Here is a 15,153-nt window from a genome sequence, read left to right on the forward strand (position 1 = left end):
TTTTTATGGGGAGATTTTTTCAGAATGCCCAAAAATTTGGTCGTTCTTTTATGTTGCCTATTGCCATTCTTCCTGCGGCAGGATTATTTTTAGGAATTGGAGGTGCTTTTTCCAATCCGGCAACTATTAGTACTTATACATTTTTAGATGTATTTTTTCTTCAATCAGTTTTTAACATCATGCGTACCGCAGGTGCTATTATTTTTGTTAATTTGCCACCAATATTTGCAATTGGAGTTGCTGTTGGGCTTGCAAAATCGGATAAGGGAACAGCAGGGCTTGCGGCTTTTGTTGGATATCTTGTTTTAAATTCTACGATTGGTATTTTAGTTGAGATGTTTGGTAAAGTTGAAGATTTCTCAAATGGAGCTATTGGATTAATACTTGGTATTAAAACTTTAGAAACAGGTGTTTTTGGTGGCATTATTGTTGGTATTATGACTTATTGTCTTCATAATAAGTTTAATAAAGTTGAATTTCCAAGAGTACTTGGGTTTTTTTCAGGATCTAGATTTATACCGATAATAGTTTCTCTTTCAAGTATTTTTCTTGCTGTATTGATGTTTATATTTTGGCCATTTATGCAATCTGGAATTAGTATGGTGGGTATATTAGTTGATGCAACAGGATATGTTGGTACTCTTATTTATGGTATTTTTTTGCGAATGCTTGGGCCTTTTGGGCTTCATCATATATTTTATTTGCCTTTTTGGACAACTGGTATTGGTGGTTCTGAAATTATTAATGGTAAATTGGTAGAAGGGACTCAGAACATTTTTTTTGCGGAACTTTCATCTCATAGTACTGATAAATTTTTTATTGGAACTAGTCGTTTTATGAGCGGAAGATTTATTACTATGATGTTTGGATTGCCTGGAGCTGCTCTTGCACTTTATAGACTTGCAAAACCTAATCAAAAGGAGAAAGTTTTTGGTCTTTTGTTGTCATCGGCTTTAACTTCTTTTTTAACAGGAATTACTGAGCCCCTTGAATTTTCTTTTCTTTTTGTTGCGCCGGTGCTTTATGTAGTTCATGCAGTTTTTGATGGGTGTGCATTTATGGTTGCTCATATTTTACAGATTACAATAGGTCAGACTTTTTCTGGGGGATTTATTGATTTTGTTCTTTTCGGGATTTTACAAGGAAATGCAAGAACAAATTGGGTTTTAGTTCCAATGGTAGGTGTTTGTTGGTTTTGGCTATATTATTTTAGTTTTACTTTTTTAATATCTAAATTTGATTATAAGACTCCTGGTAGGGAGGATATTGTTAATTCTCATGATTCTTTTTCTTTGAGTAAAAATGAAGTTGTAAGGGAAGGTGATGTTAGTGTGCAAGTAGTTATGGGCCTTGGGGGACGTGATAATATTGTTGAACTTGATTGTTGTGCTACGCGACTTAGAGTTACCGTAAAAGATTCTATAAAGGTTTCAAAGAGTATTTTGGAAAGTACTGGAGCCAAAGGAATTATTATCAAGAGCAGTGGTGTTCAGGTAGTTTATGGACCTGGAGTTAGTGTTCTTAAAAATGAAATTGAAGAATATCTTGATAATGAAGAAAATTAAAATTTTAAGCAAGTGTATGTTTTTTACATCACTTGCTTTTTTTTATGTTTTGAATAAAATCGACAGCATATTTTGTTAAATAAGATGTGTTTTGTGCACTTCTATAACTGTGATTTCCTACAGGAACATGAGAATGAGGACTTTCAACAAGAATTATTGGTATTGATTGTTTGTATCCCCCATAATTATTTATAAAATTATTTATTTCCTGAGAATCTACTGTAGGATCATTTGGGGAATAAGCTATTGTGAGTGGAGTTTTAATTTCGTTAAAACCATTAATATTGATTAATTTAACAAGACCCATCATTGCAATTATTGAATCAATTTGTCGTATTGGCGAATGAAATATGTTGACCTTTGAGTATTCTATTCTTTTATTTTGTCTTATCTCAGGCTCATTATACCCTCCTGTTATTAGATAAGCAATTTGACGTCCCCACGGGTAATAAACTAAATTTGTTCTTTTGTCTTTAGGATAGATATTAGGTGATATTAAAACGGCAGAATGTATTTTGTCTTGATAGTTTTTTAATGCCCAAATAACACAGGCACCGCCATTTGAAGTTCCAATAAGTATTAGTTTTTCTCCTATTGATTGGCCAATTTGGATAGCTTCATCGATGTCTCGTAACCAGTCTTTAGTATTAACCCCTTTAAATGCATTTTTATTGTCAATTCCATGGCCTTTAAGCCTTGTAAAGAAAATATTTGCTTTTAATGCTCTAGCTATATTATTAGGAATAGGATAAATTTCATTTTTTGATGCTCCAAAACCGTGAATATATACCACTGCATACTGTGTTTTTTCCTTTTCTTTATTCCATATAATTTCTTTTTTTGTGTTTTCTACCAAATTGAATTTGGACTCTTCGATGAGTAGGTATTGATCAATTTCTTCAAGTTTATTTGGAATTTGAGTTTTGTCAAATTCATTTCTAAATTTTATTTTTGGGCCTACTATTATTAATAAAAAAATAAAAATAAAAATAAAAATTGCGTTTTTAATGTTCATATATTTTTTCCTTTAATGATTGTCATCATTGGTGTTGTATTCTTCTTGTTGAGATTCTTGATGACAATTATTACATGATCCTGAATAAATAATTTCAATGGATTTTGTTTTCCATTCTTCTCCAAGTTTGTCTTTCAGAATATCTTTAATGTCATCAAGTTGTATTGGATAAACTTGATTGCATTTGTTGCATTTAAAGTGAGCTATTGTAGAAGTCAAACTTAGATAAAATCTTGTTTCTTTTTGGTCTGTTGTTTTTATATCTTTAAGAATGTTGCGTTCTTTTAAGATATTTAGCGTATTGTATACTGTTGCTTTTGATAAGCTTGGTATTTCTTTTATGAGTTTGTTATAAATTTCTTTTGCTGTAAAATATTCTCGTGGATTTGATGCAATATGTAAAATTATTCTATTTCTTGAATGTGAGGCTTTCATGCCCAACTCTGTTGTTAATGATTTTAGCAAGATAGGGTCATTAGTAATTCCGACTTTTTCTAAAGTAGAATGTACCTCGATTGTATTGTTGTTCATATATAATACCCTTTATTATTTAAGATTAAGTACTTTAATGTCCTTATAAAAATAATTTTATAACGGTTTATTAATATTTTGCTACTGATAGCTATTTATTTTCATTTTTTTTTATATTTGGATAAAAAAGTAAAGTTTTTATTTTTGAGTTTATTTTTATTTTATTATCAAAATTATTATTATTTGGTAATAAGAGTAAATTTAAACTCAAAGAATAATTTTTCAAATCCTCAATTTTTACTTTATTATAAGATCCTCCTATATTTAATATAAACCACCTTTTAAAGCCTTTTTTTGCAATTTTGTAATTTATTGTATATATAATACATTTTTCAATGTTTAAAAAACTGATGAAAAAATTACTGTTTTGATCGCTTCCTTTGGATATTAGAAATTCTGTTCCATTAATATATCCTTGAGTATCTTTTTTTGTTTCAATGATTTTTTCATAGGTATCAAGATCATTGTATCTTGCAGTAATTTTTAAGTTTGTCCCTCTTTCAACTTCAAATATGGGTATTTCTAAACTTGAATATTCAGTTAAGTAATTTATATTATTTATATTTAGCTTTTTATTGTTACAATTTATAACAGTAGTAGGCCATACTAATTTGAGAGATATAAAAAAGCTTGCAAGATTTTCATCCAAAAAGAAATCGATTATTGATTTTTCTTTTGCATTGAAATTTAAATATTGTCTAATACCTATAATTTTTTCATTTGAGAATGAAAATGAACTCTCAATAATTGGTTCTATAATGATTTCTTTTTTTGATAAAGTTTTAATATAAGTTCTACATGAATCTAGAAATTCAGAGTTTTTTTCTTTATATTTGATTCTATTTAATTTGCCTTCTTTAAATTTTACATAATATTTTTCATGGGATAATGTAAAATTACCTTCCATATTATATTCTAGATTTTTGCTTGTAATAGGTTCTGGATTTTGTGATTGGTTTTCAAAATTTTTATTAGTTAAAAATTCTTTTAAAGAAGCTTCATTTATTTGATATTCTTTGAGTCTTTTATTTTGGAATTGCAGTACTAATGCTTGTTCTTTTAATGAATTAAATTCTGGAATTTCTAAAAGTTCTGTGTTTATTTTTTTACCCTCTAGATTTTGTATCTTAATGCTATAAAAATTTGTATCTAATTCTTTTAAAGAGAGCAAGAAATTTTTTAATACTTGATTATCATAGATGTCTTTAATTTCATGGAAATAAATGAGTGAGTCTGTGTTTTGTTTTCGTATATCAGGTTCTTGTATTTCTGATAAAAATTGACAGTTATTTTTATAGAAAACCAAATATTTTTTGTTATTTTTTGCAATCCTTATGCCTTCTATATAATTGAAATTAAGTTTTCTGTATAATTCAAGTACTCTTTTTCTTAGTTTTTCCATATTATAGATATAAAATGTGTTAGGATTATCTTGAAATAAATCTTTGTATCCGCTTTTGAATGGGTTTTTTAAGGCCCAGTACAGATCTACGTGTATCTCATCATGTAGCATGTATTCATGAGGACTTCCACTATATGTGCTTGGAATGTATATATCTTCGTTATTTTTAAGTCTTTTAAAAAACCATTCATTTAATTCTGAATTTAGTTTTAAAATTTCAAAAAAATATGTTGGGAATGTCCAGTGTATTTTATAAGTTAGTTTTTGACTTTCAATTAAGTATTTGGCATTTGATAAAATGGAATATAATTTGCTCTCAGCAAATGAAGTTATTGAAACAATAACAATATAAATTTTTGAATTTCTAGTTTTTCTAAATATCATAAAAAATCTTTACATAAGTATATATTAAATTAGTATAAATGGTATTGTTTTTCCAGTAAATTACTATATATAGGTTTCTTTATTTTTTATTATTTTGGCTTGATTAATGAAACAAAAAAAATTATATTTTTATAGTGATTATGTATGAAGTTCATGTTAACTTTATAATGTGCTATTTATTATTTAACTTTAAATTTTATACTTAAAAGGAGTAAAATTTATGGCTAAGGACATATATTTTAATGAAGATGCTAGAAAGAGTTTGCTTAGCGGTATTGAAAAATTATCAAATGCTGTAAAGGTCACTCTTGGTCCTAAAGGGAGAAATGTTTTAATTGATAAAAAATTTGGTTCTCCTATTGTTACAAAAGATGGAGTTAGTGTTGCTCGTGAAATTGATCTTGAAAATTCATTTGAAAATATGGGAGCACAACTTTTAAAAGAAGTTGCAATTAAGACAAATGATTTGGCTGGAGATGGAACTACTACGGCTACTGTACTTGCTTATGCAATTGCAAGAGAAGGACTTAAGAATGTTTCTTCAGGAATTAATCCAATTGGAATTAAGAAAGGAATAGATCATGCTGTGGCTTTAGCTGCTGAAAAAATTCGCAAATCTGCTAAAAAAATTACTACCAAAGAAGAAATTGCACAAGTTGCATCTATTTCTGCAAATAATGATACTTCAATAGGTGAAAAAATTGCAGAAGCAATGGACAGAGTTGGCAAAGATGGGGTTATTACTGTTGAAGAGTCAAAAACTTTTGATACTACAATTTCTTATGTTGAGGGTATGCAGTTTGATCGAGGATATTTATCTCCTTATTTTTCCACAAATAAAGAAAATATGAGTGTGAGTTTCGATGATACTTATATTTTGATATGTGAAAAAAAAATTAGCACAATTAAAGAACTCTTACCAGTGCTTGAAAAAGTTGTAAATACAAATAAGCCTTTATTAATTATTGCTGAGGATATTGAGGGAGATGCTCTTGCTGCACTTGTTTTAAATAGTGTACGTGGTGCTTTGAAGGTTTGTGCAATTAAGGCTCCTGGATTTGGTGATAGACGTAAAGCAATGCTTGAAGATATTGCTATACTTACTGGAGGGGTTCTTGTTAGTGAAGAACTAGGACTTACTCTTGAGAATGTTGAACTTGAACAACTTGGTCAAGCTAAGTCAGTAAAAGTTGACAAAGATAATACTACTATTATTAATACTGGAAATAGAGAGCAAATAAGAGAGCGTGCTGAGCTTATTAAAAAGCAAATTGAAGAGACAAGTTCTGAATATGACAAAGAAAAATTACAAGAACGTCTTGCAAAACTTGTTGGTGGTGTTGCTGTTATTAATGTTGGTGCTGTTACTGAAGTAGAACTTAAAGAGAAAAAACATAGGGTGGAGGATGCTTTATCTGCAACTCGTGCTGCTGTTGAGGAAGGTGTTGTTCCTGGTGGTGGATCAACTCTTATTGAAGTTGCTATGTATCTTGATACAGTTGACGTAAGTAAGCTTAGTTATGAAGAGAAGCAAGGTTTTGAGATTGTGAAGAGAAGTCTTGAAGAACCTATGAGGCAAATAATCTCTAATGCTGGATTTGAGAGTTCTATTTATATTCATCAGATTAAGACTGACAAGAAAGGACTTGGTTTTGATGCAGCAAGTTTTAAATGGGTTAATATGATTGAGAGTGGTATAATTGATCCTGCTAAGGTTACAAGAAGTGCTCTTCAAAATGCAGCTTCAATTGCAGGATTGTTATTGACAACTGAATGTGCTATTACTGAAATTAAGGAAGAAAAGAATAGTGCTGGTGGCAATTATCCTATGGATCCAGGAATGGGAATGATGTAAGTTAATCCTTTTTTCAGATTTCTCTTTTATTAGAGTTTCTATTGTTATAAGGATAAAAATTTGAGTGAGAATGAATTTGTATTTTGTATAGGTTATGATGGGATTAGGGCTATAATAGATAAAGAGCTTCTAGGTCAACATAAAGATAAAAGTGTGGAAGAGCTTTTTAATCTTGGATTTTATAGAAGCGCTTTTAGTAAAGCGTTTTATAGGAAAGATGATGCTCTTATTGATTATTTGATTAAAAGGTATAATAACATTAGTAACTCTACTTATAGTAGAAAAGAGGAGCTTGAGCTCCTCTTTGGGGTAATTTATCCGGATGATATTGCTAATATAAAGGTTACTTATGTTTAAAAATTAGGAAATTTTATGTTTTTATTGCAAGATTTTAGTCATAGTAGTAGCTTTTTTAGAAGCTTATTAGTTTTTGTTCCCGTAATAGCTATATTTTGGTTTTTAGTGATATCTCCTCAACGTAAAGAAGAGAAGAAGAAGAAAGAAATGCTGAAAAGCCTTAAAAAAGGTGATAAAGTTTTAACCATAGGTGGAATTTTTGGAGTTGTTAAGAGAGTTGATGATTCTGAAGTTTTGCTTGAGCTTAGTGAAACTTCAGAGGCAAAATTTGTAAAAAGTTCAATTGAGAAGGTTATTTTTGACGAAATTAAGGATAAAAAATTAAAAAATGAGAAGTAATTTGCAATTTTAATATATAATGTTAACTTAACATAATAATTTAATTTTAACTTGACATAATAAGGATAAGGGTATTATTTATGAATAAAGTCTCTAAATTGATATTAATACTGTTTGTAACTTCTTTTGCTTATTTTTTAATATTTCCTACTCTAAAATGGTATTTTTTTACTAAAGAGAAGGATAAACAAATTAGTTCATATTCAAAAGAGGCTTTAAGAGATTATTCTAAATCGCAGGCTTTAAGTTCTCTTGTGAAACTTAAGGAATTGTATCGAAAAAATCCAAAGGGTCAAATTCCAGATGATTTAAAATATTTAATTCCAGTTGCAAAAAATAATTATAAGACTTATGGAAGAGAATTTCCCAAATCGTTTAATGATATAGAAGCATTAAGGGGTGGTTTTTTAACTGATTCTGATATTGAAGAACTTAGTCTTGAAATTTATAGATATTATGAAGAGATCAAGCGAAATAAAAACAAAATAATACAACTTGGGCTTGATTTATCTGGAGGAGTAAGTGTTACTATTTTTCTTGATTATTTAGAGCTTGAACAAAGATTAGGAAGAGCTTTAAGTGTTCTAGAAAAGGAAGAAGCTATTGGTCGTACGATGCAAATACTTAAGGAAAGGGTGGATACTTTTGGACTTACAGAACCTAAAATTACAAGAGAAGCAGGTGGAAATAGAATTTTTTTAGATATTCCAGGAGAGAAAGACGAGAGACGTGTTGATTCTCTTTTGGGTGGTAAAGGAAATTTGATCTTTTATGTTGTTGATCTTGATGCTACTTCTGTTCTTAATTCTAAGATATTAGAAGCCGGTCCCCTTTATTCTATACATGATATTAAAAATAGCATGAAACTTGATGATAGTAAAAAAATTTTTCCCTGGTATATAAAGGATGCTTATGGGGTTGATGATGAGGCAAGAGTGCGTTATTATGTTGTTGATTTTGGTCTTGACAATTCTTTTGATGGGTCTCATATTCAAGATGCTGGAATTTTAAGTGATCCTAAAACGGGAAAGGATGTGGTTACATTTACTTTGGATAGTGAGGGTAGTGAGAAGTTTTTTGCTTTTACTCAAAAAAATGTTGGAAAAACTTTAGCTGTAGTTATGGAAGGTAAAATTAAGTCAGTAGCCAATATTAATCATGCTATTGCTGGTGGAAATGTATCAATTCAAGGAGATTCTTTTGATAAAAAGGAGGCACAGGAACTTGCATTTGTTTTTAAAACAGCAGCTTTTCCTATTGAGATAAAAATAGATGATTTAAGGATTATTGGTCCTACTATTGGAGAAAAAACAATTGAACTTGGCATAAAGGCTTCTCTTCTTGCTCTTGTTTTGGTCTTTTTATTTATGTTTATATATTATAAAACAAGTGGTTTTGTTTCAGGATTTTCATTGGTCATTTATAATTTGTTTTTAATATTGGCAATTCTTTCTGCATTTAATTTTACTTTAACTCTTACAAGTATTGCAGGTCTGGTGTTAACGATGGGTATGGCTGTTGATATTAATATAATTATTTACGAAAGGATTAAAGAAGAGATTAGAAATGGTAGAAAATTTGAAAGAGCATTTGAAGATGGATTTAAAAAAGCCTTTTGGGGAATAATGGATTCAAATGTTACAACATTTATAGCTGTGCTTTTCTTAACTCTTCTTGGGACAGGGACTATTCAAGGTTTTGCGTGGTCTTTATCTATAGGGATTGTGGCGTCACTTTTTAGTAGTTTAGTCTTTTCAAGGTTTATTTTGGAATTGATTATATCTTTGAATAGAAACAAATGTGTAAGTATTTCTTGGAGTTCAAATTATGCAAAAGGTGTTTAATTTTTTAAAATATGGAAATAAAGCTATTATAGCTAGTTTTTGTATGATTTTTTTAGGTTTTATTTACACCTTTATGTATCATGGTGGTTATAATTGGGGAGTAGATTTCTCTTCGGGTCTAAATATTAATTTTGTGATAGATAAAGCAGGTATTAAGGATTCTGATATAAAAAGAGTGCTCTCTTTATTTTATAAAACATTTGATGTTAATGAAATTATTGCAAATGATTCTAAGAGTCATTTTGATATTATAATAAAGTCAGAGGTTACTGATTATTCTTTGAAAAAAGAAATTCATAGTATGTTGCTAGATAAATTAGGTATTGAGTTTGATGCTAATGTTGAAATTCTTGATTCTTATTTTATTGATTCAAGATTTTCATCTGTTTTAAGGACAAAGTCTGTTTTGTTGGTTTGTTTAACATTTGCCCTTATTTTAGTTTATGTGACATTACGATTTAGATTGAGTTATGCTGTGTCATCAATATTTGCAACTATGCATGATATACTTTTTGTGATTGCTTTTTTAGGTTTATTTAGAATAGAAATAAATAGTTCAATAATTGTTTCTATATTGACAATTATTGGATATTCTTTAAATGATACGATCATTATTTTTGATAGAATTAGAGAAAATTCTAGGAATATAACAGATAGTTCATTTTTAAATATTTTAAATATAAGTATTCATCAAACTTTGTCAAGGACCATTTTAACATCTATTACTACATTTGTTGCTGTATTTTCTATATACATATTTACTGAAGGTGCTATTAAGGATTTTTCTTTGATATTTATGGTAGGTGTTGTTGTTGGTACTTTTTCTTCGGTTTTTATAGCTTCTCCTATTCTTTTAAGTTGTTATAAAAAAATCAAATAGATATTTTGTTATAATATTATGATATGAAGTTTTTTGATTTTGGTTCATTAGGATTTTATAGGTTTTTTGATTTTCAAAAGCATCTCAATTTTAGTATTTTTAGATATAGTTTAATAAATTACTATTCTTACAAAGAACAATCGACTCTTATTAATGATGCTAATTTGTTTAAAAATAAAATTGTTTTTTTAGATAAAATTCGTAAAGATATCACGAATATTACCTACATTTCTTCAAAAGAAAATGATAATTTAAGTGTTAATAAGACAATATTTTGTGATACTTTGAATAACATTAAAAGTTTAATCAAAAAATATTATCCAGAATCAGAGTTTTTAGATTTTGAATGTGATGTCCTTTTGGATGATGAGGATACTTTTGATAAATTTTTAGATAGGCTTAGATATTTAAATTTTAAAGTGGATCTTAAAAAGAAGATTGAGGAATTTGATAGACGAAATAAAACACCATATTCTTGTATTAAGATTGCAACTTATTTTATTAAAGAAGAATTTTTAGAGAGACTTGGGCATTCAATTGATTTTTTTGTTAATGAAGCTAATAATAGTAGTTTAGATTTAATTAATAAAGAAATTGATGAGTATTGTGAAAAGGTGGAGCAGGTCAAAGTAAGTGAATATATTAAAGATACGCATAAAAAATTTGTTATGGAGTATGCAAAAGAGAGAATATCAAAAATTATGAAAGAGCATAGTCTTGATATATCTAAATTGCTTGTTAAGATTTCTTTGTTGGATATTGTTATTCATTGTTTTGAAAGCTATTATCTAAATTTATTAGAGGTTCTTAATATTCTCTTGTCGATAAGTAATATCATTGAGATTGGCTTGGATGAATTACCCGATGCCATTTTTAATGAATGGAATGAACTTATTTATTTACGTAGAAAGGAGTTTCAGAAACTTGTTTTAATATCAGATTATGTTTTTCAAAAAAGAATAATATCTACTATAAATTCTGGAGCTTGGAAATTTACTTTCTTTAGCCTTTCACCTCGTCAAGGTGATGTTATTCAATTCACAGTTGATATTAATAAAAGTCTTAGTAGTCTTGAAGAAGGCATTAAGGAATATAAACTTAAAATAGATAAACTTAATAGCCTAAAGCGTGATTGGGAGCAAAGTTTGAAAAATTTTGAACAATTATTTGTTTAAAATTTTTTATTATATATTTCTTTTAGCTTTTCATATATTATTTTAACTTCATCATTAATAATTGGTGGTACATCTACTATTAATTTAACCTTCAGATCTCCTTTAATGGCATTTTCAAGAGCAGGCATTCCAAGACCTTTTAAGTTAAGTATTTCTCCATTTTTTGTGTTTTTTGGAATTTTGATTTTTATTTTCTTACCCTCAATTGTTTCAAAGATTTTTTCACTCCCTAAAGCTATTTCCCATGGATATACGTTAATTTGTGTTTCTAAATTTCGATCCTTTAGTGTAAAGTTTTTATAACTTGATATTTCAAATTTAATAATTAAGTTACTTCTTTTTCCAGAAATTGGATTGGTATTTCCTTTGCCATTGAATTTTAATTTGGTGGTATCAATTGTGCCTTTTGGTATATTAATTTCGATTTTTTCGTTATTTATCAATATAAATTTTTTGCCTCCCATATAAGCATCATATAAAGAAATTTTAATAGTTACCTCTTTATCTTGAATTGTTCCTTTTGTAAATTCTCCAAAAATATTAGAAAATAAATCAAAATTGTCAAAATGCTGAAACCCAGAATTCTTAAATCCTTTAGTAAATGAGTCTGTATTAAAGTTATTGTTAAAATCTGCATTTCCAAAATTGTCATAATTAGATTTTTTTTGAGGAGATGATAGAACTTCGTAAGCTTCATTTATTTCTTTAAATTTTTCTTCTGCAAATTTGTTTTCTTTATTTTTATCAGGGTGATATTTAATTGCTAATTTTTTGTAGGCTTTTTTTATTTCTTCTGTTGTAGCATTTTTACTTACTCCAAGTATGTTGTAGTAATCTTTAGACATTTAAACCTCTTGTTTTTATTTCCTATTTTATATTGCAGTTAGTTAAATTCATTATACTTAATGCTATGATTATATATATTATAATTAAACTTAAATTTTTTAAAGGTTATTTATATAGTATTGAATTTTTTGTCTTTGAAAGAGCTAAGTATTTATATTGATTTTAGCAAGTGTTTTAGTCATATTTTTTATGAAAAAGTATTTCGTGAGTTGTCTTATTATTTAGAAGTTTTGGGATTTCCAAAAGTTAAGACTCTTTATATTAAATATAATGATTTAAGATTGGTTGATGTTTTTGAATTAAAATCTTTTTTAACATCTTTGTCTGCAAAATTTAATTTTTTTGATTTGGATGAATTTACTTTTGAATTGCATCCTGGAAATATTACAACGTCTGTTTTAACAGTTCTAGATAATTTTTTTGTCAGTAGAATTAGTCTTGATATAAAAAGTTTTTCTTCAAAATTTTTAGAGAAGATAGGTATTTTTGGGGTATCTATTGATAAAGTTAATGCTGCTATTGAAAATATTCATCAATTTCATTTTGATTTGAATATTGATTTTGATATTAATATTTTGTATCACAACAAAACAAATCTTAAGAGTGATTTAGTAAAAGTAATATCATATGCTCCCGAACATATTTCTCTTTCAGAAGTTTTGATTGATAAGAATAATTGTATTGTTGATTCTAGTAGTGATGCTTATAGTGATTATAATGATATTAGGGGTGAAGATTTATGGTTCTATGCTTTTGATTTTTTGGAGTCTCATGGTTATTTAAATTATGAAATTTCAAATTTTGCCTTAAGAGGATATGAGTGTAAACATAATGTGCGATATTGGGAACTCAGTCCATATTTAGGTCTTGGCTTGCAAGCTGTTAGTTTGCTTTTTGTTTCTGAGAATAATGGTCTTAGGGCTGTGATTAGGAAGGATGATAATTTTTTGTATAGTGTAGAGTCTTCTGCCACTTTTGAAAATTTAAGTGATTTAGATTTTTTTATTTATCATTTCATTACAAATCTTGGTACCAAGCGAGGTCTTGATATATCTATTTTGAGACGTAGATTTATATATCACCAGAACGATTTTTATAAATTTATTGATTACCTTTTAAGTTTAAATAAATCAGTTGTTTTGAGTAATGATATTCTTTATTTGGAGCAATGCGAGAGGTTTAAATTGAATTTTTATTTGCGATTGATAGAAGAATATTTCATTGTTAATTCTTTTAAAGTAAGCTTTAAGTTTCTTTAATTTGTCCATTTTGATAGTATATGATTTTAGTATTTTGATGATTAAAAATACCAATTTCAAGTATTCCAGGGAATAATTTAAAATATTTTTCAGTTCCTTTAGGATTTTCAATATTCATTTTTATGTCTAAGATATAATTATTATTGTCAGTAATTAGTGGTCCTGCTTTAGATTTACATGTTCTTAAAACAGGATTAAAGTTCATTTTTTCTAGTTTGGCTTTAATAAATGCAAGGGCATTTGGGGCAATTTCTATTGGTATTGGTGTTTTTTCTCCTAAGTTTGTTACTATTTTAGTTTCATCTGCAATGATCAATAACTGATTAGAGTTATATGCGACTACTTTTTCCATTAAGTGAGCTGCTCCACCACCTTTAATTAATGCTTTTTTATCTAATAGAACCTCGTCAGCTCCGTCGATTGTGATATCTATATTTTTGTTAAGTTTTGTAAATTTTGATTCGTAAGCAATATTTTCTTTTGCAAGTAAGCATTGTGTGTCACTACTTGTTGGATAAAATGTAAGATTTTTTAAAACACCAGATTTTATTTTGTAGCTTAAGTGTTTAATTGCATAAAAAACAGTTGTTCCTGTTCCAATTCCTATGAACATGTTGCTTGTTACATATTTATCAATTGCATATTTTGAGATCAATTCTTTTTGTTTTTCCATTTGTAATAATCCTTTTAGTTACTAAATGTTTATTAGAATACGAGCTTTAAGGTAAATTATATCATTAATAATTCAGTAAATAATAATGTTTTATTTTGAGTAAAATAGTTTTATAACTTATTGTCTTTAAGAAATGTTTGAGTATTAACATTAATTAGATTTTGTGTTAATTTAATTGATAAAATGTTATTAAGGTAATCTAAATATTTCTTAGGAGATTTTATGTATAAGTTAGTTTTAGTGAGGCATGGTGAGAGTAAATGGAATAAGGAAAATCTTTTTACAGGATGGACTGATGTTAAACTTTCTGAGAAGGGTGTTTCTGAAGCTTGTGAGGGTGGTAGAATATTGAAAGAGGAAGGTTATTCTTTTGATATTGCTTTTAGCTCAATGTTAGTAAGAGCTAATGATACTTTAAATATTATTTTGTGTGAATTGGGTCAATCGTATATTGATGTAGAAAAATCTTGGCGACTTAATGAGAGACATTATGGGGCATTGCAAGGATTAAATAAGGCTGAAACGGCTGAAAAGTATGGCGAAGATAAAGTTCTCATTTGGAGACGTAGTTATAATGTTCCTCCTATGCCTTTGGATGAATCTGATAAGCGTCATCCTATTCATGATTCAAGATATAAAAATATTCCTAAAAGTGAACTTCCTTCAACCGAGTGTTTAAAAGATACTGTTGCAAGAGTTATACCATATTGGACAGATAAAATTGCTAAGGCTATTCTTGAAGGAAAAAGAGTTATTGTTGCTGCTCATGGTAATTCTTTAAGAGCCCTTGTTAAATATCTTGATAATATGAGTGAAGAAGATATTTTAAAGCTCAATATTCCAACGGGTATTCCTTTAGTTTATGAGCTTGATAAAAATTTAAAACCCGTTAAACATTACTATTTGGGTGATGAAGATAAAATTAAGGCAGCTATGGAATCTGTTGCTAATCAAGGTAAAAAAATAGATAGATAAAAAACAGAGCAAACGTTAATAAGAAGAGATTATTAATAAATATGATCTCTTCT

General features: G+C 28.0%; 14 protein-coding genes. 9 read left to right on the forward strand and 5 right to left on the reverse strand.

The genetic code is table 11. The features are described from left to right. Positions 1-5: 5 nt before the first annotated feature. Positions 6-1,565 (forward strand): PTS transporter subunit EIIC, encoded by a 1,560-nt coding sequence (locus BRE_RS03275; protein WP_012539058.1) that lies wholly within the window; start codon positions 6-8, stop codon positions 1,563-1,565. A gap of 28 nt (positions 1,566-1,593) precedes the next feature. Here BRE_RS03275 and BRE_RS03280 read toward each other — a convergent pair whose 3' ends face one another. From BRE_RS03280 to BRE_RS03290, 3 genes are all read right to left on the reverse strand, one after another. After that, a complete protein-coding gene (locus tag BRE_RS03280) occupies positions 1,594-2,580 on the reverse strand; it encodes an alpha/beta hydrolase (protein WP_012539059.1) in 987 nt (328 codons plus the stop codon). A 12-nt stretch (positions 2,581-2,592) separates the two neighbouring features. After that, entirely contained in the window at positions 2,593-3,111 is a 519-nt protein-coding gene (locus BRE_RS03285; protein WP_012539060.1) for a transcriptional repressor, read from the reverse strand. Positions 3,112-3,202: 91 nt separating this feature from the next. Then, complete coding sequence (locus BRE_RS03290; RefSeq protein WP_041177736.1) at positions 3,203-4,894, reverse strand: hypothetical protein; 1,692 nt, start codon at positions 4,892-4,894, stop codon at positions 3,203-3,205. 223 nt (positions 4,895-5,117) lie between these two features. Between BRE_RS03290 and groL the strand changes: the two genes are divergently transcribed. The 6 genes from groL (at position 5,118) to BRE_RS03320 (ending at position 11,347) form a co-directional block, all read left to right on the forward strand. After that, positions 5,118-6,752, forward strand: a complete 1,635-nt coding sequence (gene groL, locus BRE_RS03295; RefSeq protein WP_012538390.1) for a chaperonin GroEL — start codon at positions 5,118-5,120, stop codon at positions 6,750-6,752. 60 nt (positions 6,753-6,812) lie between these two features. Further along, a complete protein-coding gene (locus tag BRE_RS03300; protein ID WP_012538391.1) occupies positions 6,813-7,109 on the forward strand; it encodes a hypothetical protein in 297 nt (98 codons plus the stop codon). A 15-nt stretch (positions 7,110-7,124) separates the two neighbouring features. Next, positions 7,125-7,448, forward strand: a complete 324-nt coding sequence (gene yajC / locus BRE_RS03305) for a preprotein translocase subunit YajC (protein ID WP_012538392.1) — start codon at positions 7,125-7,127, stop codon at positions 7,446-7,448. An 80-nt stretch (positions 7,449-7,528) separates the two neighbouring features. After that, positions 7,529-9,292 carry a protein translocase subunit SecD gene (gene secD / locus BRE_RS03310; RefSeq protein WP_012539062.1) on the forward strand — a complete coding sequence of 588 codons (1,764 nt, stop codon included), beginning with the start codon at positions 7,529-7,531 and terminating at the stop codon, positions 9,290-9,292. Then, positions 9,276-10,172: a protein translocase subunit SecF gene (gene secF, locus BRE_RS03315; RefSeq protein ID WP_012539063.1), complete on the forward strand. Its 897-nt coding sequence runs from the start codon at positions 9,276-9,278 to the stop codon at positions 10,170-10,172. The genes secD and secF overlap by 17 nt, the downstream gene beginning before the upstream one ends. Positions 10,173-10,195: 23 nt before the next feature. Further along, complete coding sequence (locus BRE_RS03320) at positions 10,196-11,347, forward strand: hypothetical protein (RefSeq protein ID WP_012539064.1); 1,152 nt, start codon at positions 10,196-10,198, stop codon at positions 11,345-11,347. On the opposite strand, the gene BRE_RS03325 is transcribed toward BRE_RS03320, so the two are convergent. After that, complete coding sequence (locus tag BRE_RS03325) at positions 11,344-12,192, reverse strand: DnaJ C-terminal domain-containing protein (protein ID WP_012539065.1); 849 nt, start codon at positions 12,190-12,192, stop codon at positions 11,344-11,346. The two genes, BRE_RS03320 and BRE_RS03325, sit on opposite strands and share 4 nt — an antisense overlap. 129 nt (positions 12,193-12,321) lie before the next feature. Here BRE_RS03325 and psgB point away from each other — a divergent pair, with 129 nt between their 5' ends. Then, a complete protein-coding gene (gene psgB / locus BRE_RS03330) occupies positions 12,322-13,452 on the forward strand; it encodes a HemN-related non-iron pseudo-SAM protein PsgB (RefSeq protein WP_232212700.1) in 1,131 nt (376 codons plus the stop codon). Here the strand turns inward: psgB and rpiA are convergent. After that, complete coding sequence (gene rpiA / locus BRE_RS03335; RefSeq protein ID WP_012539067.1) at positions 13,439-14,125, reverse strand: ribose 5-phosphate isomerase A; 687 nt, start codon at positions 14,123-14,125, stop codon at positions 13,439-13,441. The genes psgB and rpiA overlap by 14 nt on opposite strands. Before the next feature lie 222 nt (positions 14,126-14,347). Between rpiA and gpmA the strand changes: the two genes are divergently transcribed. Then, the gene (gene gpmA, locus BRE_RS03340) at positions 14,348-15,100 is read left to right on the forward strand and encodes a 2,3-diphosphoglycerate-dependent phosphoglycerate mutase (RefSeq protein ID WP_012539068.1); all 753 of its coding nucleotides are present in this window, start codon (positions 14,348-14,350) and stop codon (positions 15,098-15,100) included. Positions 15,101-15,153 lie beyond the last annotated feature (53 nt).

It is taken from the genome of Borrelia recurrentis A1 (assembly GCF_000019705.1).
Lineage (GTDB): Bacteria > Spirochaetota > Spirochaetia > Borreliales > Borreliaceae > Borrelia > Borrelia duttonii.